23 protein-coding genes, 1 pseudogene and 1 riboswitch are annotated in these 19,260 nt (G+C 41.6%); of the genes and pseudogenes, 20 read left to right on the plus strand and 4 right to left on the minus strand.

Features of this window, described 5'->3' with window-relative positions; translation table 11 throughout:
• Positions 1 to 97 precede the first annotated feature (97 nt).
• The 7 genes from B5X77_RS14340 to B5X77_RS23355 all read left to right on the plus strand — a co-directional run bounded on the left by B5X77_RS14340 (position 98) and on the right by B5X77_RS23355 (position 4,553).
• A complete protein-coding gene (locus tag B5X77_RS14340; RefSeq protein ID WP_139378361.1) occupies positions 98 to 442 on the plus strand; it encodes a hypothetical protein in 345 nt (114 codons plus the stop codon).
• Positions 443 to 655: 213 nt separating this feature from the next.
• A complete protein-coding gene (locus B5X77_RS14345) occupies positions 656 to 1,165 on the plus strand; it encodes a cell wall hydrolase (protein WP_079508659.1) in 510 nt (169 codons plus the stop codon).
• Between the two features lie 141 nt (positions 1,166 to 1,306).
• Positions 1,307 to 2,086, plus strand: a complete 780-nt coding sequence (locus tag B5X77_RS14350; protein ID WP_257391813.1) for an SGNH/GDSL hydrolase family protein — start codon at positions 1,307 to 1,309, stop codon at positions 2,084 to 2,086.
• Between the two features lie 12 nt (positions 2,087 to 2,098).
• Positions 2,099 to 3,010, plus strand: coding sequence for an ABC transporter ATP-binding protein (locus tag B5X77_RS14355; RefSeq protein WP_079508660.1), 912 nt, complete (start codon positions 2,099 to 2,101; stop codon positions 3,008 to 3,010).
• Positions 3,003 to 3,983 (plus strand): ABC transporter permease, encoded by a 981-nt coding sequence (locus B5X77_RS14360; protein WP_079508661.1) that lies wholly within the window; start codon positions 3,003 to 3,005, stop codon positions 3,981 to 3,983. The genes B5X77_RS14355 and B5X77_RS14360 overlap by 8 nt, the downstream gene beginning before the upstream one ends.
• 209 nt (positions 3,984 to 4,192) lie before the next feature.
• Positions 4,193 to 4,357, plus strand: coding sequence for a Fe3+ hydroxamate ABC transporter substrate-binding protein (locus tag B5X77_RS14365; protein WP_079508662.1), 165 nt, complete (start codon positions 4,193 to 4,195; stop codon positions 4,355 to 4,357).
• Between the two features lie 19 nt (positions 4,358 to 4,376).
• Positions 4,377 to 4,553: a hypothetical protein gene (locus tag B5X77_RS23355; RefSeq protein ID WP_176167326.1), complete on the plus strand. Its 177-nt coding sequence runs from the start codon at positions 4,377 to 4,379 to the stop codon at positions 4,551 to 4,553.
• Between the two features lie 39 nt (positions 4,554 to 4,592).
• Here the strand turns inward: B5X77_RS23355 and B5X77_RS14370 are convergent, their stop codons facing one another.
• On the minus strand, positions 4,593 to 6,005 hold the full coding sequence (locus B5X77_RS14370) for a LysM peptidoglycan-binding domain-containing protein (RefSeq protein WP_079508663.1): 1,413 nt from the start codon (positions 6,003 to 6,005) through the stop codon (positions 4,593 to 4,595).
• 170 nt (positions 6,006 to 6,175) lie between these two features.
• Here B5X77_RS14370 and B5X77_RS14375 point away from each other — a divergent pair, with 170 nt between their 5' ends.
• The 5 genes from B5X77_RS14375 (at position 6,176) to B5X77_RS14395 (ending at position 8,918) form a co-directional block, all read left to right on the plus strand.
• A complete protein-coding gene (locus B5X77_RS14375; protein ID WP_079508664.1) occupies positions 6,176 to 6,544 on the plus strand; it encodes a hypothetical protein in 369 nt (122 codons plus the stop codon).
• Positions 6,545 to 6,647: 103 nt separating this feature from the next.
• Positions 6,648 to 6,986, plus strand: a complete 339-nt coding sequence (locus tag B5X77_RS14380; protein WP_176167327.1) for a YolD-like family protein — start codon at positions 6,648 to 6,650, stop codon at positions 6,984 to 6,986.
• Positions 6,987 to 7,131: 145 nt separating this feature from the next.
• Positions 7,132 to 7,797 carry a ribose-5-phosphate isomerase RpiA gene (gene rpiA / locus B5X77_RS14385; RefSeq protein ID WP_079508666.1) on the plus strand — a complete coding sequence of 222 codons (666 nt, stop codon included), beginning with the start codon at positions 7,132 to 7,134 and terminating at the stop codon, positions 7,795 to 7,797.
• A 114-nt stretch (positions 7,798 to 7,911) separates the two neighbouring features.
• Positions 7,912 to 8,592: a DUF421 domain-containing protein gene (locus tag B5X77_RS14390; protein ID WP_079508667.1), complete on the plus strand. Its 681-nt coding sequence runs from the start codon at positions 7,912 to 7,914 to the stop codon at positions 8,590 to 8,592.
• 38 nt (positions 8,593 to 8,630) lie between these two features.
• Positions 8,631 to 8,918 (plus strand): hypothetical protein, encoded by a 288-nt coding sequence (locus B5X77_RS14395; RefSeq protein ID WP_079508668.1) that lies wholly within the window; start codon positions 8,631 to 8,633, stop codon positions 8,916 to 8,918.
• 12 nt (positions 8,919 to 8,930) lie between these two features.
• Here B5X77_RS14395 and B5X77_RS14400 read toward each other — a convergent pair whose 3' ends face one another.
• From B5X77_RS14400 to B5X77_RS14410, 3 genes are read right to left on the minus strand one after another with little or no spacing between them, the layout of a single operon-like run.
• Entirely contained in the window at positions 8,931 to 9,326 is a 396-nt protein-coding gene (locus B5X77_RS14400) for a hypothetical protein (protein WP_079508669.1), read from the minus strand.
• The gene (locus B5X77_RS14405) at positions 9,323 to 11,572 is read right to left on the minus strand and encodes a molybdopterin oxidoreductase family protein (protein ID WP_079508670.1); all 2,250 of its coding nucleotides are present in this window, start codon (positions 11,570 to 11,572) and stop codon (positions 9,323 to 9,325) included. Before B5X77_RS14405 ends, B5X77_RS14400 begins: the two co-directional genes overlap by 4 nt.
• Positions 11,573 to 11,809: a hypothetical protein gene (locus B5X77_RS14410; RefSeq protein ID WP_079508671.1), complete on the minus strand. Its 237-nt coding sequence runs from the start codon at positions 11,807 to 11,809 to the stop codon at positions 11,573 to 11,575.
• A 154-nt stretch (positions 11,810 to 11,963) separates the two neighbouring features.
• Here B5X77_RS14410 and B5X77_RS14415 point away from each other — a divergent pair, with 154 nt between their 5' ends.
• The 8 genes and pseudogenes from B5X77_RS14415 (at position 11,964) to B5X77_RS14450 (ending at position 18,974) form a co-directional block, all read left to right on the plus strand.
• Positions 11,964 to 12,845, plus strand: coding sequence for a DMT family transporter (locus B5X77_RS14415; RefSeq protein WP_079510244.1), 882 nt, complete (start codon positions 11,964 to 11,966; stop codon positions 12,843 to 12,845).
• Between the two features lie 156 nt (positions 12,846 to 13,001).
• Positions 13,002 to 14,240, plus strand: coding sequence for a glycine zipper domain-containing protein (locus B5X77_RS14420; protein ID WP_079508672.1), 1,239 nt, complete (start codon positions 13,002 to 13,004; stop codon positions 14,238 to 14,240).
• 9 nt (positions 14,241 to 14,249) lie between these two features.
• Positions 14,250 to 15,032, plus strand: coding sequence for a hypothetical protein (locus tag B5X77_RS14425; RefSeq protein WP_079508673.1), 783 nt, complete (start codon positions 14,250 to 14,252; stop codon positions 15,030 to 15,032).
• Positions 15,022 to 15,540 carry a DUF5381 family protein gene (locus B5X77_RS14430; RefSeq protein WP_079508674.1) on the plus strand — a complete coding sequence of 173 codons (519 nt, stop codon included), beginning with the start codon at positions 15,022 to 15,024 and terminating at the stop codon, positions 15,538 to 15,540. The genes B5X77_RS14425 and B5X77_RS14430 overlap by 11 nt, the downstream gene beginning before the upstream one ends.
• 75 nt (positions 15,541 to 15,615) lie before the next feature.
• Positions 15,616 to 16,122, plus strand: a pseudogene (locus tag B5X77_RS23750) (DUF5381 family protein).
• A gap of 281 nt (positions 16,123 to 16,403) precedes the next feature.
• Positions 16,404 to 17,066, plus strand: coding sequence for a sigma-70 family RNA polymerase sigma factor (locus tag B5X77_RS14440; protein ID WP_079508676.1), 663 nt, complete (start codon positions 16,404 to 16,406; stop codon positions 17,064 to 17,066).
• A gap of 21 nt (positions 17,067 to 17,087) precedes the next feature.
• Positions 17,088 to 17,672 (plus strand): ATP-dependent Clp endopeptidase proteolytic subunit ClpP, encoded by a 585-nt coding sequence (gene clpP / locus B5X77_RS14445; RefSeq protein WP_079508677.1) that lies wholly within the window; start codon positions 17,088 to 17,090, stop codon positions 17,670 to 17,672.
• 120 nt (positions 17,673 to 17,792) lie between these two features.
• Positions 17,793 to 18,974 (plus strand): LL-diaminopimelate aminotransferase, encoded by a 1,182-nt coding sequence (locus B5X77_RS14450; protein ID WP_079508678.1) that lies wholly within the window; start codon positions 17,793 to 17,795, stop codon positions 18,972 to 18,974.
• An 82-nt stretch (positions 18,975 to 19,056) separates the two neighbouring features.
• Positions 19,057 to 19,161, plus strand: a riboswitch (SAM riboswitch).
• The last annotated feature ends 99 nt before the right edge of the window (positions 19,162 to 19,260 follow it).

Genomic DNA, 19,260 nt, shown 5'->3' on the forward strand with positions numbered 1-19,260 from the left:
AATATTTCTAGAGTTTTAAAACAGACTATAGTCCTAGAATTGTATTAAATAATTACGCAAAGACATATTTTATTCTAAGTGGGAGGGAGGCGGGCTTTTGAACATCGATATGCAAAAAGCAAACTTGCTGGCAGAGAATATCAAGGGTTTTACGAATTTTGTACAGAAGTGTTATGACGATAAACCTGGATTGATTTTAGATTTTGATAAGCTCTACCAGGTTAAGCTATGGGTGGAGGAATACAAATTTCAATCGCTGGCTGAAGAACTGCAGAGGATCAATATGTTTGAGTGGGATGGAAAATATACCTTATTGCTGGTAAACCGGTTTTGGAAGGGTTTCCAAATTATTGACGATTATGTTGAACATCATCACTCGGACTTGTTTATTCTGACCGCAAGACTTCATACACTAAGGAATTTGAGTGGATTATTTCTCTAACGTAAATGTGACGTTTTGATTCACAGTTGTTTTTTTATCGCTTATGTAACAAAATTTACGAAAAATCCTTATCACGTAATAATCATTACATTTTTTCCCCTTCTTGGGATAACTTTAAGATTCGCCCAATGATTCACTAGTGTATTATCATTGTTAACCTGTTAGCCTAATATAGGGCCTGTTCAGTCTTAGAAACCAAACAGGAGGTTTACAATGAAAAAAATCCTTATTTTAGTTTCGCTTCTAACATTAGTAATTGGATCATATACAGTTTATGCGGAATCCACGAAAACCAATCAGGCTGATACTGTCAAAACGAAAAAAGTGGATGTTGATACAAAAGAGTCTTCAGTTACCGATAAACGATTTATTAAGGAAGAAGAAGTAAAGCTTCTTGCTCGTCTCGTCCATGCAGAAGCCAAAGGTGAACCTTATGAAGGCAAGGTTGCTGTAGCAGAAGTTGTACTAAACCGAGTGGAGAATGAACAGTTTCCAGATACGGTTAAAGAAGTGATTTACCAAAGAAACGCCTTCCAGCCGGTCCAAAATGGCGCGATCAATAAACCGGCAAATGAGGAAGCGGTCAAAGCAGTCGAAGATGCACTTGAAAATGACAATAATATGGATTATCTCTACTTCTATAATCCGGAGACAGCGACAAGTCAGTGGATCTTCACTCGTGATGTCGTTAAAACTATTGGAAAACATGCCTTTGCCATCTAAAAGCGCGTACAGCATAAAAAGCTGCGCGCTTTTTTGCTTTTTACAAAACCAGCACATCAGACACAGTATTATCATTTTTATTAACAAAAGAATTATTATACAATAAAGCTTACCAATTAGTGGAACGAGGTGTAATCAGAATTGAAAAAGAAATCGGTTGGATTAACACTGATTTTTTCAGTGGTATCCTTAATATTGATGCTATTTGGTCTCGGATGGACCATCCAAAATCAATTTTTCAGCGAAGGAGCAACGGGGGCTATTGAAAAGGCAAAGCCCGTTGAGGATAAATCCTCGAAAAAGGACGGCAAGGTAGTAGTTGCGCTTGGTGATTCTTTGACCCGTGGTACGGGGGATGATACGGGGAAAGGGTATATTGGCTATTTAATTGATGAGCTTGAGGATAAATCAGATGAAAAAATCTATGTACATAATTATGGAGTCAAAGGTTACCGTTCAAATCAACTATTGGAACAGCTGAAACAGGGCGAAGTCAGGAGGAAAATTCAAAATGCAGATTATATCCTGATTACGATTGGCGGCAATGATCTGTTCCAGAGCGGCCAAACATTGGATTTGGATGAGAAGAAGATCTCCCAGGCAAAGGAAGGGTATTTAAAGAATCTTGAATCTCTCATAAAAGAATTGAGGACATTGAATGACTCGGCGGCGATTTTTCATATTGGCCTATATAATCCATTCATTGATTTAAATGACTCCGCGCTTACAACCAAAATCGTCCGCGATTGGAATTACGATACGAATGCCCTGCTCGACCAGAAGGAAAGAGCGGTTTATGTGCCGACGTTTGATTTGTTCCAGTTGAGTGTGAACGACTATCTATACACAGATAAATTCCATCCGAATGCAGAGGGTTACAGGCTTATTGCAGAACGGGTTGCTTCTTTGATTACATGGTAAGGGGGGAGAAGAATGAGTGAAGTCACGCTCTCTGTAAAAGGGTTGAGGAAGACAATTGGAAAAAAAGAAATCATCAAAGGAATCGACTTTGATTTGAAAAAAGGAGAAGTGTTCGGATTTCTAGGGCCCAATGGTGCTGGCAAAACGACGACAATCCGTATGCTCGTTGGATTGATAAAGCCAAGTTCGGGATCAATTGAAATTGGCGGCTATAATGTGAGGAAGGATTTTACGAAAGCGATGGCACAGATGGGCTGTATCGTGGAAAATCCAGAACTGTACTCCTATTTGACAGGATGGGAGAATCTTGAGCATTTTGCGAGGATGATCCCTGAGGTGGACCGTTCCCATATGGATTACGTCGTTGAACTTGTACGTCTTGAGGGGCGGATTCATGATCCTGTCAAAACATATTCACTCGGGATGAGGCAGCGTTTGGGAATAGCACAGGCCTTGCTCGGAAAGCCAAAGGTGCTCATTCTGGATGAGCCAACGAACGGGCTCGATCCAATGGGGATCCGGGAGATGCGGAATTTTATCCGTTATCTCGCGGAAGAAGAAGGACTTACTGTTCTTGTATCAAGCCATTTATTAAGCGAAATCCAGCTGATGTGTGACCGTGTTGCGATTATCTCAAAAGGTTCTGTTATTAAAGTCGATTATGTAGAAAACCTTTTGGCTTTGCAGGAAAAAGTCATCTGGCAGGTTCAACCGCGTAATACGGCGAAAGAGGTATTGAGTGGAGTAACCACGGTCATGGATGGACCTGAGAATACGCTCATAACACCTTATATTGAAAACGAAACAGCTGAATGGAACCAAATGCTGGTGGGAAAAGGAGTTCAGGTGAACGCTATGAATAGGAAACTGCCAGCTCTTGAGGACCTTTTCCTTGAGTTGACTGGAGGTGAATCGATTGATTAACCTTGTCAGGAATGAAATGCTGAAAATCATCCGCAAAAAAAGAATCCTTATTGTGGCAGGAATCATCGCCGTGCTTGTCGCGCTTTTTACGTATTCCCAATACAGGGAAATTGAAAGAAGGCTTGAGCGGTTTGGGGATGTGGATTGGCGGACGACCCTGCAGCAGCAAATCATCGACACGCAAAACAGGATTACAAGCAGCGGGATATCTGATGAGTGGAAAAGCGAGCTGCAGCTGAGAATCCAGCAGCAACAATATTACCTCGATAACAATGTCAATCCGATGGAGCCTGGTGCGCCTAGCTTTGCACGGGTGTTTGCCGAGCATTCGATCAACCTTCTCCTGCCATTGATGATCATGGTCGTGGCAGCTGATATTGTGTCTGCTGAACGAACTGCAGGGACCGTAAAGCTCTTGCTGACAAGGCCGGTAAAGCGCTGGAAGATCCTGATGAGCAAATACATCGCTCTGATTTTGTCGGTTTCGATCATCGTCGTTCTGTTTGGACTGCTCTCCTATTTAATATCGGGGCTGATTTTTGGATTCAAAGGGTGGTCGGCTCCTGTGATTACCGGGTTCAGTGTCGAAGGGAATGAACTGAACACGAATGCAGTCCAAATGATACCACAGTGGCAATATCTGTTGATGGAATTCAGTCTAGTATGGTTTGTTGCGCTGATTGTCGGGACGATCACTTTCATGCTTTCCGTACTGATCCGGAACACGCCAGCAGGAATGGGCGTCATGCTCGCCGCATTGATTTCCGGAGCCATTCTCAGCAGTATGGTTTCTTCCTGGGAATCAGCAAAATACTTGTTCATGATTAACTTGAATCTGACAGGATACCTGTCCGGCCAGGCACCCCCTATAGAAGGAATGACCCTTGGTTTTTCACTCGTCGTGCTGGCGGTTTGGGGTTTGGCAGCTTTATTTGTTTCGTTTGCTGTCTTTATTAGACAGGATATATATTAAAACGATGAAACCCTGTCCAATTTGGTCAGGGTTTTAATAATTCTTCTGTATATCAGGATTTTATAGGCTGTTAAACAAATATATTAACGTTTGTAATGTTTTATTAACGGCTGTGGCATATTTTTAACGGTTGAACAAAATGATCTGGCTTGGATGGAACGGTGAAACTTTTTTGCTGATAAACCGTATTTATTACGGAGGTGAATGCCATGTTCAAAATCACGCCATACTGCTCGGTTTGCAAGAAAGAAATTCAACCGAATGAAGAGATTTTCGTTAAAATGAGGTATCCTGAAACGAAAGGCATGACAGAAATCAAGGCCTTTATACAGTATCAAGGTAAAATAATTTGCGAAAAATGCAATGAAAAATAGTTTTACAGGAGGAACCTGAATGTTCATTGAAAAGCGGGCCGATAGGAGAAGGAAAAAGGAGCGGGAGGGAAGTTATACCTTTTGGGACTTTGTTTTTGATGTTCTTTTGTATATTCCAGAATTGATTTTTCTTCCATTCCGGCTGGTTTTCTATTTGCTCAGGCTCCTCGCTAGATCAATATTTGATGGCATATAAAGATCCTGCGACTACAGTAATCACAGGATCTTTTGTATTTTAAAGCTTCCGTACCCTAAAGTTATTCTGCAATACTGGCCAATTCTGCGGGAAGGATGGCCCCAGCACCCAGAAGCTTACTCCTCTCAGACCATACTTTTTCACTGTATCGTATTTGGCTTGAACACTTCTTGCATCTTCATACCAGACTTCATGCTCTTGTCCGGTTTCATCTGTATAGCGGAAGAATGGGGACTGATAAGTTTCATTGTACTTGATATTGACGCGTTGTTGTGCGGCGAGCTCTACTGCTCCTTTGGGTGTGACTGTCCGGGCGTATGTTCCCTGGACCCATGGGATGCGCCAGTCCCTGCCATAAAGAGGGACTCCCATCAGTATTTTTTCACGGGGAATGGCTGTTACAGCATAATCTAACACTTTCCTTACTTCACTGATCGGGGCGATCGCCCATGGTCTTCCGCCTGACCAGCCCCATTCATACGTCATGATGATCACGAAATCTGTAATTTGCCCATGCGCTTTATAATCATGGGCTTCATACAGCAGGCCTTCCTGGTCGCCTCTTTGTTTTGGAGCTAGGGCAGTCGAAAGAGTATAGCCTTGAGAATGCATTCTGGATGCCGCTTTACGAAGGAAGTTATTGTAGTTTTCCCGGTCTTCAGGATACACATATTCAAAATCGATATTAAGTCCGGTGTAACCCTTATTCCTCATTTTAGCGAGGACATTGGTTAAAAGGGTGTCCTGGACAGCTGAATTCCGCAGAATCGCTGCTGCTCTGTCGGAGTTGAAGGAGCCATCCGCTTCGTTTGTAATGGTCAGCAGCGGGGAAGTGTTAGTCCTTTTGGCGCCCTGAAGGACAATCGTATCCTGCAATTCTAGCAGTTCACCCTCTTCGCTTACCTTATATGAAAAAGGAGCTAGATAGGTAAAAAGTGGGCCATGCTTTAAAATGGATTGACGTCCTTGTTCATTCATGCGGGTTATATAAGCATTGACTTCAATTACTGGTTTTGCCGATGCTGGGATTCTTATCACATTTCCTGGATATACAAGTGATGGATTAGAAATATTGTTTATCTCTGATATCCGGGAAACTGTTACGCCATATTTCCTTGCGATTTCCCATAGTGTTTCACCAGGCTGGATGGTATAAGAAAAATAGGGTATCTGAAGCATCTGCCCAACAAAAATCAACGATGGGTCTGTGATATTATTGCGGCTTGCAAGGTCCTGCAGAGAAACTCCGTAACGGGAGGCAATCGCCCATAAGCTGTCACCCTGCTGGACCACATATTCCCGGTTATTTTCCGGTATCACAAGAGATTGGCCAACCACTAATACATTTGGGTCATCGACTTCATTAGCCAAAATAATTTGGCTGATCGTTGTTTGATAATCCTGTGCAATTCTCCACAGAGTATCCCCCGAATTAACGACATGTATTTTCACACTTAATCATCCTCCAATAAAGGTTGCCTTTTATCATGGTATGCTGGCAAAAGCTGTCCTATATGAGAAGATTCATTTCCTTGATGACAGAATATTAAGAATATGTGTATATTTTTTAAAAAATACCGATATAATAGAGAGAAAAACTATAAGATAAAAGGGGAAAAAGTATGGTTACGTATGGAACTTTTTTACGTTTAGTAGAAGAGGCGGAGAAGTTGAATTGCAAGGTGATCTATGACTCGACGAAAAAAATCAATTTTAATCCCAACATGTCCATAACGATTCCTTTATCGACAACATTGGATAATGTATATGCATTTGCACACGAAATAGGCCATTTAATTGATTTCGTTAATGGTGAACTCGATTATGAAAAGTGGCTGAATGACTGGTCTTACAGGATTACTGCAGAAATGAGCGCCTGGGTTAACGCCTATAAAATATTGAAGAATTTGAACGTGCCATTGGAAGGGTGGAAGAATCATGTCGATTCGAAGCTCTCAACCTATTTTAAATATCATGAAGTGATTGCATAGACTGGCTTTAGCCAGTTTTTTTTATGAAAAAAAGAAATTAATGTAGTTTACGAACGTTTGTTCGGGATATAATAACTTTAAGAATCCCGAAAGGATGGTCAGCATGAGAATAAGAGACAGAGGAAAACTGAAGTTTATGCCGGCACACTTTATGCCAGAACATCGAGCATTACTGCTTGAGCTGGATCGAGAAGAATTACGGAAGCCCAGACCGCTGTTGGATGAATACGAAATCCAAGAGCTTGAAAACAGGATTTGCTACGCCATGGAATATACATATACAGTGAAGATTTCAAAGTGGGAAGATGGATTTACATATGAAGAAACAGGCCAAGTCCATTATCTGGACCCAATCAGGAAGGAGGTCCGGATGGTGACTGCCGATGGATGTGCTGTTGTTATTCCTTTTGCTGATATTGTTGCTGTAGTGGTGAAGGAGTAAAACATCCGGATTAAAATTTACATAAATGACCGGTGAATTTTTAGGTGGAATTGAATCTCTGATCTGTACCAACTCGCATAACTGCGAGTTTTTTCTTTTATAAGGGGAAACTTAAGGAATATCTTACTTTTTAGAGGTGTAGAGGATGAATGAAAAACGATTGGTTGGCGAGAAAGCAGTCGAGTATGTAAAAAATGGGATGGTGGTAGGGCTCGGAACGGGTTCAACTGTTTATTATACCATAAAAAAACTTGGTGAATTAGTCAGGGCCGGGATGAATATCAAAGGCATTCCGACTTCCGAACAAACAGCTGCGCTGGCACGAGAAGAGGGGATCACTCTTACTGATTTCAATGAAGTGGAATCAATAGACATTGCGATTGATGGAGCAGATGAAGTGGATGCGGACTTGAATTTGATCAAAGGAGGCGGCGGAGCATTGTTAAGAGAGAAAATCATTGCCAATGCTGCATCAACTTTTATTGTTGTTGCCGACTCTTCGAAGAATTCGGTCAAGCTGGGGACATTTCCGCTACCCGTCGAGATTGTCCAGTTTGGATTTCAAATGACAACTAGAAAAATAATAGGACTAGGATGCAAACCTAAATTACGTTTAAAAGACGGGACACCAGTTATAACGGATAATGGAAATTATATTCTGGATTGTGAGTTCAAATCAATTGAGTCACCTGCTGTGTTAGAGCAAAAGCTGAATATGATTCCGGGTGTTGTGGAAAACGGGTTGTTTGTCAATTTGGCTGCCAGAGTGATATCGATAAATGATGGAATGGTAAGCGAAAGAATAAGGTAGATGTTAGCGATCTACCCCATTCTTCCTATGTATGATAGCTCTCTAATAAGTTTTCATGTACAGGAAAAGATAGGAAGAGTAATTCTATTACCCCGATAAAAGGAATGGTTATAGATGGATGGAATGCTTGGATCGGTTATCCGAACGGCTATTAGCTTTTTGCTGCTGATAGGCTTTACGTACGAATTTGGTAAGCATGTAAATTCCCATAAAAATCATTATAATTTTGCCCTAACGATTACAATGGGGTCCTTAATTGCCAATATGGGTTTTAATATGCGTTTGAAATTCAGTGAAATGCTCCTTTCCTTTATCACTTTGGTTGTCATGTATTATATCTTTCTGATACTGGCATACAGAAGCAGGAAAATACGGGGTGTGATAGCAGGACAGCCGACAATATTGATAGAGAAAGGGAGAATCATGGAAGAGAACATGAAAAAAGTCAAGTTTTCTATTGATGATTTAACACAGCGGCTGCGGGAAATTCATGTTTTCAACTTGTCAGAAGTAGATTATGCCATGCTGGAAGTAAGCGGGAATTTATCTATAATTAAAAAAAGTCCTTACCAGAATCCAACACGGAAGGATTTGAATTTTCCATTGGTAAGACAGTCACTGCCTATAGAACTAATAATAGATGGCACGATTATTGAGAAAAATGCCGAAGAGCCCTTTAATATGGACTGGATAAAGGGTGAATGCAAGAAACGAAATCTTCAAATTGAAGATGTATATTATGCTGTGATTAATAGTGAAGGCAAACTTTTTATAGACAAATACAAAGACATATAATCTCCTGCAGAACTAGACTAAGAAAGAGGTGCAAATCAATGGAGGCTTTTCCAATCATACATACAAATTTTTGGGATGCTATCATTGCCATTCCAGTTGTCATACTGGCAACTCAAATTCTGAAAGTATTACTGCCGATTCCCAGGGTTTTTGTACCTGGCATTGCCAATCTTATAGGATTGATTATTTCTGTATTCATAGCCCATCCTCATAATTTGTGGGCGGGTATCTTCATGGGTTTTTTCTATGGTAATGCGGCAGTGGGGGCGTATGCTTCTCTAAAGACACAAATTTTGGCCTATAGGGGCGGAAAAGAGAGAAATTAAAACATTTCTCTCTTAGCTCCATACTTGAGATTTCTGCTGGAAGCCCGGTGTCACAATATATAGTGCAGTAAATTTCCCATACTTCTGGACGACATAAGGGACAAGCAGAGTTAGGGTTTCCTGCAGACTTTTAACATCCAGATCATAGTTTTGTTCTGAGGTGCGTTTAAGCATTGTGTTCATCTCCGCGACCATATCCGCATTTCTATAAATGATAGAAAGGTGTTCCCTAAGTCTTTCCACATCGTCATACGATCTTGATGCCAAATATAATTGTTGCAACAGTTCGATAACAAGGATTTTTAATCTGACGATATACGCGTGGTAAGAGTGCGTTTTCTCATATTTATCAATCTCTTTTAACATTTTATCGGCAACTTTATAGGCAAACTCGATTAACTGGTTCATAGGGAAGTCCCTCCCTGTAAGATCCTTTCAATTTTACAGGCACCGTTTTTAAAATGTGGCTGCTTAGAAACCTGGTCCCACGTATCGAGTGTTAGTTCGTTGGCAGCCTGTTGCTCATTAATACCGCCAAAATGAAAGGGGATAAAAACAGATCCCGGGAGGATTGTATCCGTTACCCGGGCTGGCACGAAAATCTCATTTCTCCTAGTGGAGATTTTCACTATATCACCAGGAAGTATTTCAAATTTTGCGGCATCATCAGGGTGGATTTCTACATATCCTTCTGGAGCATTCATCTGTAAAAGGGGAGCACGGCCGGTTTTCGTCCTTGTGTGCCAGTGAAAAACAAGCCGGCCAGTGTTCAAGTAAAAAGGAAATTCTTCATCTGGCAGTTCAGGCATAGGAGCCCAGTCGACACCATAAAGAATGGCTTTCCCCTCCGCGCCAATTCCTCTGAATTCCTCCCTGGTCCTGCCTCTGCCTGTCAGCATATTCCGGCCGTACGATTCAGCATAATCCAGTTGAGTATTAAAAACCCCATCTGTATAGAGTCTTTCTTTTCCATAAGGAAACTTTTCATTGCACGGCCATTGGATTCCCCCCAGCTGTTCCATTTTTTCGTAGGTCATTCCTGACATATCGCAAGGCCGGCCTTTTGAAACAAGCCGCCATTCATTAAATGCTTCTTCTTGTGTCCTGTATTGGATCAACGGTTTGCCATCTTGATCTTTGAAGCCCATTCTCCTTGAAAATTCAAGCAGAATATCAAAATCCGAAGGAAGCGCGAACGGAGGTTCAACCGCTTTTCTCAATACATTCACCCGCCGTTCAAGGTTGGTCATCGTCCCTTCTTTTTCACCCCACATGGCAGTAGGCAGTACAAGATCAGCGAATTCAGCTGTTTCACTTAAAAAAGGATCCTGTACAACTAAAAAGACTTTTTTCAAAAGCTGGATAAACCTGCTTCTATTTGGAAGAGAAACGACAGGGTTTGTGAACATCACCCAGAATAACTTGATCGTTCCTTCTTCAATTAAATCGAGCATTTGCATGACATGGGTTTCAGAACCGACAGGGAGGGTTTCAGCCGGAACATTCCATAAATCAGCAATTTCCTCGAGGTGGCGAGGATTATCGCTGTTCCGATAACCTGGATAAAATCCCGAGCCTCCCGTCTCACGGTTTGACATGGCACTTGGCTGGCCAGCGTGCTGAAAGGGACCGCAACCGGGTTTGCCGATTTTTCCCATGATAAGGTGCATGGAATTGACCAGGGAAGAAGCTGGGGTCGCATCCATACTTTGATAGACACCTTGAAGCAAAATTGTCAAAACCTTTTTGGAAGTACCAATTAATTCAGCGCATTTGATTAATGTTTCAGCTGGAACTTCAGTAATCCTCGCAACGTTTTCGGGAGTATAATGATGAACGGTATTCTTGAGTTCTTCATAGCCAACTGTATGGCGGGTAATATAATTTTCATCAACCCAACCGTTCCTGATGAGTAAATGGATGAGACCATTCAGAAAAGCCACATTAGTCCCCGGCTTAGGTCTTATACTCATATCTCCCATCCTGGAGCTTAGGTCCAGTCGCGGATCGATTTCAATTATTTTTGTGCCATTTCGACGCCTTGCCTGCAAGGTCCTCTCCCATAATACTGTGTTGGTTTCATTTGAATTGCGGCCAATGAAAACAATCACTTCTGCCTGGTCTATATCTTCCATACAGGCTGGCGGTCCATCTGAACCAAAACTCTGGATTAAGGACCATTCTGCTGTGGCAGTGCAAAGTCGGGTGTTGGCATCGACATTGTGCGTCCGGATTCCTGCCCGCATGATTTTTGCGATTGTATAATACTCTTCAAGGAAGGCTTGCCCTGTGTGATAAAATCCGATGCTTTTCGGGCCATTCTCTTTTAGCTGTTCCTGGACTTTCTCGGCAAGCAGGGAATAGGCATCTTCCCAGGATGCCTGCACTAATAAACCTTGCTTGTTCCGGATTAGCGGGGTTGTTAATCGATCAATACTATTATTTGCCCACCACTGATTTTCACCTTTAGGTCCCAGTCTGCCGCGATTCACAGGATAATCCTTATTTCCCTTTATCCCGACAATTTTATTGTTTTTGACAGCAATATAGCATCCGCAGCCATTGGAGCAAAGATTGCAGGTGGAATAGACCCATTTATCGACCTCACCCTGTGAATAGATATTGATGTCCTCACGTGACCCATCCCATCCCATTTAGGTATCACTCCTCTTATTCAATATAATGTTTTGGGGAAGAAGTACATGTCTCATCTGGTTATATGATGGATAACGAGGATATCGGCTGATATTCCGATAAAGCATATAAGGCGGCGCTTGAGGGGTTTCTGCAGCATAGACAGGTAAAAGGGCAGGATCCATTCCCGTTTCCGCTCTGAATGGAGGGAGAACCTGTTGATAAAAAGGCAAAGCAGGTAAAATGAACTTTTTCATTAATCATCTTCTCCTTTAAGAGCAAATTGATTATTTATATGCTTCCTTTGAATACATTAGAAGGCTGATAAGTTAAGAATCTTGCAGGAATCCGCTTAAAGGAGCAAGAATATAGTAGGAATTGTTAGGAGGGATTTATTTGCCTGAAAGCAGGATTCATCCAGTTTTATTTGTTGTGCTTGTTATGGTGACTACTTTTCTTATGGGTTCTTCTTTTACGGTAGGTAAAATTGGTTTGCTATATGTCTCTCCATTACTCTTGGTTGGTTTAAGGTTCACCATTGCGGGGGTCCTTATGGCCATCATAGTAAAGCGAAAGCCTTTACCTGCAAAATTTTCTGATTGGGCAAGAATCTTTACCATTGGATTGATGCAGACGGCAGGCGTTATGGGGTGTATTTTCCTTAGCTTACGAACGATCACCGCTGGCGAATCCTCGATTTTAACTTTTACAAATCCCTTGCTGGTTGTGGTGATGGGGACAGTATTCCTTGGGATTCGGTACAGGCTTCAGCAATGGATTGGTGCAGTCGTCGGATTTCTCGGTGTTTTCATTACTCTTGGTTTTCATATGCAGCTGACAACTGGGACACTTTTAGGACTGGGGGCAGCTATATCCTGGTCGATAGGGACGATTCTTATCAAACAATGGGGAAGCCGATTTAATGTCTGGGTGTTGACCGCTTATCAAATGCTTTTTGGCGGGACCATCCTTTTAGTGATGGGCTTGACGATGGAAACTCCGCGTCTGACGATTAATATGGTATCAATATCGATTATTTTATGGCTTGCGATCATGGCGTCGATTGTACAGTTTGCAATCTGGTTTTATCTTCTCAATGAAGGAGACCCTGGCAAAACAAGTGCCTTTCTATTCCTTGCTCCGTTTTTTGGGGTGCTTACAGGCTGGATGCTGCTTGATGAAGTTGTCGAATGGTATGTGTACGCAGGCGGAGCATTAATTTTTACAGGCATTTTCCTTGTGAACTGGACTTTTGTAAAAAAACCAAGTTTATCTCACGGTAAGATTGGGTAAAAAGACCTTGTTTGTAAATTGGGTAAATAATCCTTTAAACCTATATTCAGGTAAATGTATTTAATTAATAAACATTCTCAACTATAATGAAAAGTATGGAAAACTTCACCAATCCCTTGGTGCAGTTTGTAAATTTTAAACAGGAAGTGAAGCTCCTTGTCTTCAAAAATTGTATTTAACATCAATACAGTTAATAACTCCGTTTCAAGCTTGAGTCATACTATCGGTCGACTTGAAAGCATTCAGCATAAGGTTGCAGGAGTAGGAAGCAGCGTTGACCCACGAATACTTGGACGCAATGGAATAAGCGGCCAATTTCGGCGTGCCTCTGCTTCCTCTGACAGAATCGAAATGCATATGAAGCAGCTAAAATCCTTTACCATTCAATCAGCCGATCGTTACGGAAATTCCGAAAACCGGGTGAATCGCCAGGCAGATGCACTTAATAAGGCGATCGAAGCAGCAAGGAAACAGATTGATGGTCGTTTTGCGAGTGATTTATATGAAACGTACAATAACACCTATGGCAGATGGGTGGATTTCCTGCATGGTGCACAATATGCTGCAGGCGCAGGACTCATGCACTTGCTTGGCTTTAGGTTCGCGGATATTGATGGCGTATTGCGCAAGTTCCAGGTAGTGGATGATGTTTTACTGGGAAAGATGAGATTGCCTGTCGCCAGCATTATTCATAAAATCGAAAGTTCGAAATTAAATATGCTTGCCAGGTTGATGGTTAGCCCTACAAGGGCCTTTAGCCAAAAGACATTGTCCGAATTAATATATAAGCGGACAGCCAACTATTTTCCTAAGGACATCGCTGGCCTGAGCAATAGTGTTCAAAGATTGCTAGCTGATGCTAAAGGCGGGACAATGTTCAATGCAGTGAAAAATAATGCGGGAAGTGTTTTGAAAAACGGGTTGAGGCTCGGGAAATCAAATGCAGCCCTGGCCGTATTAATTACAGCGGGAGCAGAGACAATTGGTGCGGGGATAAAAATTACTGAAAACTATAATCTCTATAGCGGCGAGAAGCTGAAGGAAGAAAACGCGAAAGTGGTAGGCAGGGCAGTATATAAAACAACGGTTGTATCCGCGACGTCTGTAGCAGGGGCTGTAGCAGGCGGAGTTGTCGGCAGTGTGTTCGGTCCTGTAGGAACTGTTGTTGGCGCTTCGATCGGCGGTTTTGTGGGAAGCTGGGTCGGCGACAAGCTTACAGAGAAAACCCCGGCATTTGTTGATACAGCAGCTTTGCATTTTAAAGATGGAATTCATAAAGGAACAGAGGCTATAGTTTCTGGTGTGAGCAAGGTGAAGGATGGCTTTAATGATGTAAAAGAACACGCTTCGAATTTATTAGGCGGAGCAAAATCAATCCTTGGATTCGGAGGTTAGGAGGGGAATATGAATAAAATTTCACTTTCTATCGAGGAACTAATTTATTGTTTTTACAATGAAGGTTATTTTGAACATGGAAACGCATTGAAGCAGGTTTATTTTGGGGATCTTAACGATGAGAAAATGGATCTTTTGCTTCAAATTACAACACGTTCACTTCTTTCTAAAAGTCTTTTAGTATACGAAAATCATAAATTCATGTTAGTGGAAGAGCTATCAGAGGTCATCTCTATGCTCAATTACTCAGAGCAGTCAATTAAAGCTTCCCGTCATGGTCAGAATGGCGGAGAAGAGTCTGTCTCCTTCCATTTCAACGGAAAGACGGTTCTTCAGCATTCTCTGCATTTCGATGAGCAGGTCCATGTTTTTGAAAAAGTTTCTGCAGAAGCAGCGGCAGAGGTTATTTCATCATTTTACCGAATAAGTGACCACAGTAGAAACAGTGGATTTGAACTAAGCCAGGCGGAATTTGAACAGATGCTTGACTCACTGGAGGATAACCAAAAGCTTTTTGAACTTCCTGCGCTGCAAGGGGAAAAACAGGGATTTTATGAAACTCTTAAATCAACTAATGGATTGTTAAATACTCTGTTATTCATGGAGTTCACGGAACAAAAGGAGCCAGTTGCAAAGAATGTCGTGTTATTTACAAATGAGAGCAAGAATAACTGGGTCATTGAAAAATATGAGGATGTCTTTACTATCAATCAGTGTACTAGTTCAAAAGTTATTCAATTAATCAAAGAAAATGTCATAGAGTCATTAGAAAAGGTGCCATATGGAGAATGAGATTCAAGAAAATAATATAAAAGTTTACGATGATCGAGTCGAAGTGGTTTATACAAGCGGGGGAGCGGGCTGTCTATTGACTGCAGGTGGAATCATGTTCTTAGCATCCCTCTTTATTTTATTTTACATAGTTCCTACTTCAGGGTTCGTCAGGGCTTTTATCGGGATTATTATTGGTGGTATTGGATTACTGTTTTTCGGTACAGTAATGTTAAAGGTTGTCGGAGCATTGCTGAGCGGGAAGGCAGTATTTATAGTTCAGGATGGGTATTTTAAAGGAAAGAAAAAAGCTGTGCGGATAAGTGAAATTAAAGACATGAGATGGGCTGGAAGTTCGTTGAAATATCTTATGATAAAGACAACAAACAATAAAACAGTCAAGATGTCATCTTATAACCTTGTGAATGAAGAGAAAGTGAATAGAGTGATAACCGAATACGTAGTTCCTTATGCATCCCTGGAATTCCAGGAAAACTGGAAAAAGCGTATGAGCAATAAAGGTGCATAAATCATAAAAGCTTACAGGCTAAAGTGTTTAGCTCTGTAAGCTTTTCTAATATATTGATGTGAAAGGAACCTTAGTATGGATGAACATAATATAAAAGTAACAGGAAATAAGGTGGAAGTTGTTTATACAACCCCTGGTGCAGGATGTATGCTCACTTCTGCTCTATTTGGTACATTATTATCTGGGTTTGTCCTTTTAGTAGTCGCTCCTGATTCAGGTATCGTAAGAGGCTTTTTAATCGGCATCATCGGAATCGCCGGATTAATCTTTTGTGGTACCATTTTATTAAAGCTCATTATTGTAATCCGGTCTGGAAAAACTTTATTAACTATTGAATCCGGAATGTTATAAGGAAGAAAGAATAGTATACCAATCATTGAGATTAGAGATATTAGATGGGGAGGTAGTTCCTTGAAATATCTCGCTATAAAAACAATATCCAATGAAAAAGTAAAGCTATCGACCTACAACCTTGTATCGGAGGAAAAAGTGAATCAGTTGATCAACCAATACGTTAGTCCAGATGCGAATCCTGAATTCAAGATGAACTGGGAAAAGCAAATGAGCAATAAAGGTGATTGAACCATATGTGAGTAGTTCAGTGTGGTTGACCAGAAATACTCTTAAGGCTAAATGCTATTAGTCTCAGCCCTGTTTTTTGACAGGTCTGGAGGAAAACGCAAGAAAGCTGTCAATAATAAGTCAGACAGGAATATCCATCTCTTCCAAATGCACAACTTTTAATTAGTTGAATAAATTATGATTTACCTGAACTAAAATAAATAAAAGGTTTTTACCGAGGCCGTATCTTTTCCTCTCCCTTACCCGTTTAAGGTGCAGAGAGGTTCAAAGGAGTGAACAGGATGTCGATCGATAAACTCAGGAGTTTGAATAGAGCAGAGGATACGGGGATCATGATCCACTATAAAAGTCTGCAGCAGTATTGCCGTTTTCTTACCAAGAGCAGCTGGGATGCCGACGACCTGGTCCAGGAAGTAACGGTGAAGGCAATTCGCCATTATGCGCCGTCGCAAATAAGCTCTGCTTTATTGAAAAAAATGGCTTATCATCAATGGGTAGATACAATCAGGAAGCAAAGCCGGGAGATAAAGGGGATACCAGAGAATCTTGCCTCATTCAATCAGGAGAGCGTAAGGGATACTGTCGAGTTGGTTATGTCCAAATTGACGCCGAAGCAAGCAGTGATTTTTATCCTGAAGGAAGCGTTCCGATTTCAATCAAAGGAGATTGCCGATTTGCTGGACTCTACGGAAGTGGCTATTAAAGCAGCACTCCATCGTGCCAGGAAAAGACTCGAAAGGGAAGGAAGCCTTCGTGAAGTGAATCAGGAACTCAACGAGGAAGAAGAACAGCTGCTGTCAGAGTTGCTTGCCGAATCGCTTCAATCTGAGGATCCGACTGTACTGCTTGAACATATCCAGGATATCCCGGTACTTGCTCCATGTTCACCGGAAATGTCCCTGCACTCCTGTTCGCCGCTCTCTACTTTGAATATGGCTGCTTAAGGCAGGAAAGGGAGGACCGATATGAGTACAATTCCTTATGTCATTGAACAATCCAACCGGGGCGAGCGTTCCTACGATATCTATTCCCGTCTGTTAAAAGACCGCATCATTATGCTTGGAGATGAAATCAATGATCAGGTGGCAAACAGTGTTATTGCTCAGCTTCTTTTTCTTGAAGCGGATAATCCTGAAAAGGATATCTCCATCTATATTAATAGTCCTGGAGGTTCAACCACAGCGGGTTTCGCGATATTTGATACGATGGAGTACATCAAACCCGATATCAGCACAATCTGTATTGGAATGGCCGCATCTTTTGGAGCCATGCTGCTGCTTGCCGGCACAAAGGGGAAAAGGTTTGCATTGCCAAACAGTGAAATCATGATTCATCAGCCGCTTGGCGGTGCCAGAGGCCAGGCGACGGAGATAGAAATTTCCGCTAAAAGAATCCTGAAGCTTCGTGAACATATAAATCACCTGATCTCAGAACGCACTGGTCAGCCAGTTGAAAAAATTGAAAAAGACACAGACCGTGATTACTTTATGAGTGCCCAGGAGGCGTTGGAGTATGGGGTCATAGATAAAATCATTACACGCACGAGATAAAGGTGGGCTGCTTTAGCAGCTCACTTTTTTATTTTTTTACTAGAACTGAAAAAGCTACACTGTTATAATCGAATTTATATTTTAAAAATTTGAACAATATAAATGTAAAGGGGAGTGTCCATGAATATTTACGGATCAGAAAAGATCAGAAAAATGACTTCCAGCATTTTTCAGGAAGTGGTAGACCGGAAGCAGGCGGCACTGAGGAATGGCAAAGATGTTATTGACCTTAGCATTGGGAGTCCAGATTTCAAGCCCCCGGCATTTGTGATGGAAACACTAGCGAAATATTCATTGGACCCAAGTAAGTACGGATACACATTAAAGGGAATTGATGAGTTCAATGAAGCTGTTGCTTATTTTTACAAACAGCGTTATTCGGTCGAACTGGATGACAAAACGGAAGTGCTGCAATTAATGGGGTCACAGGATGGACTTGCGCATCTCGCAACCGCTATAGTGGATCCAGGTGACTATGTGCTGGTTCCAGACCCGGGGTATCCAATCTATGAAGCCAGCGTTACCATAGCAGGCGGGGAGATATATCCAATGCCTCTTTTGGAGGAAAATAAATTTCTGCCAAGGCTAAATGAGATCCCTGAAGAGGTACTGCAAAAAACAAAAATGATGATATTAAGCTATCCAGGAAATCCTGTTACGGCATTGGCTGACAGCACCTTTTTTGGAGAAGTTGTTGAATTTGCCAGGGTACATAATATTCTTGTCGTGCATGATTTCGCGTATTCTGAGTTGATCTTTGACGGAAATCCACAAATCAGTTTCCTGTCTGTACCGGGGGCTAAAGAGGTAGGCATCGAGTTTAATTCACTGTCAAAAACTTTCAATATGGCTGGCTGCAGAATTGGCTATGTGGCTGGAAATGCGGAGGTTATAAACTTACTGGCTTCCTTTAAATCACATATTGATTATGGAGTTTTTTATCCGATTCAAAAAGCAGCGATTGCTGCACTTACTTCTGATTTTTCTTTCCTTGAGGATCAGCTGAGGGAGTATCAAGCAAGGCGGGATGCGCTGGTGGCAGGCTTCCGGAATAGCGGCTGGGAAGTGGCCAATTCTCCGGCAACAATGTTTGTCTGGGCTAAAATCCCGGCTGGCTGGAAGTCTCGTGATTTTGCCTTCAAGTTGATTGAAGAGGAAGGGATTGTGGTTGTTCCAGGAGATGCCTTTGGACAGCAAGGAGAAGGCTATGTCAGGATAGCTATGGTGCAGCCACCGGAAAGATTGGAAGAGGCAGCACAGCGGGTAAATAAGTTTTTGATGGGGTTTCCGGTAGGAATATAAAATTATTTCGTAGAACGAATTGACTTTTGGCTGAATTTAGAATATTATCACTTTATCAAACTAAAATTTAATACTAAATGTCTTCTTATCAAGAGAGGTGGAGGGAAAGGCCCTGCGAAACCTCGGCAACAGGTTCTGAATGAATACTGTGCTAATTCCTGCGGACTGATGGTCTGAAAGATGAGGAGAGAGTATTCAGTGGCTCTCTTCTTTATGAAGGGAGCTTTTTTTAAGAGGCTTTTTCATAAGTCTCTATGTTTTTTTAAAAAAACCAACTTAACAGGTT

It is taken from the genome of Mesobacillus jeotgali, assembly GCF_900166585.1.
GTDB lineage: Bacteria > Bacillota > Bacilli > Bacillales > Cytobacillaceae > Mesobacillus > Mesobacillus jeotgali_A.

Excerpts from the sequence above, each read along its gene's own strand:
- B5X77_RS14450 (WP_079508678.1), top strand. The coding sequence starts at position 17,793 with ATGAATATTTACGGATCAGAAAAGATCAGAAAAATGACTTCCAGCATT.
- B5X77_RS14395 (WP_079508668.1), top strand. The coding sequence starts at position 8,631 with ATGGAGGCTTTTCCAATCATACATACAAATTTTTGGGATGCTATCATT.
- rpiA (WP_079508666.1), top strand. The coding sequence starts at position 7,132 with ATGAATGAAAAACGATTGGTTGGCGAGAAAGCAGTCGAGTATGTAAAA.
- B5X77_RS14345 (WP_079508659.1), top strand. The coding sequence starts at position 656 with ATGAAAAAAATCCTTATTTTAGTTTCGCTTCTAACATTAGTAATTGGA.
- clpP (WP_079508677.1), top strand. The coding sequence starts at position 17,088 with ATGAGTACAATTCCTTATGTCATTGAACAATCCAACCGGGGCGAGCGT.
- B5X77_RS14390 (WP_079508667.1), top strand. The coding sequence starts at position 7,912 with ATGGATGGAATGCTTGGATCGGTTATCCGAACGGCTATTAGCTTTTTG.
- B5X77_RS14365 (WP_079508662.1), top strand. The coding sequence starts at position 4,193 with ATGTTCAAAATCACGCCATACTGCTCGGTTTGCAAGAAAGAAATTCAA.
- B5X77_RS14355 (WP_079508660.1), top strand. The coding sequence starts at position 2,099 with ATGAGTGAAGTCACGCTCTCTGTAAAAGGGTTGAGGAAGACAATTGGA.
- B5X77_RS23355 (WP_176167326.1), top strand. The coding sequence starts at position 4,377 with ATGTTCATTGAAAAGCGGGCCGATAGGAGAAGGAAAAAGGAGCGGGAG.
- B5X77_RS14440 (WP_079508676.1), top strand. The coding sequence starts at position 16,404 with ATGTCGATCGATAAACTCAGGAGTTTGAATAGAGCAGAGGATACGGGG.
- B5X77_RS14430 (WP_079508674.1), top strand. The coding sequence starts at position 15,022 with ATGGAGAATGAGATTCAAGAAAATAATATAAAAGTTTACGATGATCGA.
- B5X77_RS14410 (WP_079508671.1), bottom strand. The coding sequence starts at position 11,809 with ATGAAAAAGTTCATTTTACCTGCTTTGCCTTTTTATCAACAGGTTCTC.
- B5X77_RS14425 (WP_079508673.1), top strand. The coding sequence starts at position 14,250 with ATGAATAAAATTTCACTTTCTATCGAGGAACTAATTTATTGTTTTTAC.
- B5X77_RS14400 (WP_079508669.1), bottom strand. The coding sequence starts at position 9,326 with ATGAACCAGTTAATCGAGTTTGCCTATAAAGTTGCCGATAAAATGTTA.
- B5X77_RS14405 (WP_079508670.1), bottom strand. The coding sequence starts at position 11,572 with ATGGGATGGGATGGGTCACGTGAGGACATCAATATCTATTCACAGGGT.
- B5X77_RS14375 (WP_079508664.1), top strand. The coding sequence starts at position 6,176 with ATGGTTACGTATGGAACTTTTTTACGTTTAGTAGAAGAGGCGGAGAAG.
- B5X77_RS14380 (WP_176167327.1), top strand. The coding sequence starts at position 6,648 with ATGAGAATAAGAGACAGAGGAAAACTGAAGTTTATGCCGGCACACTTT.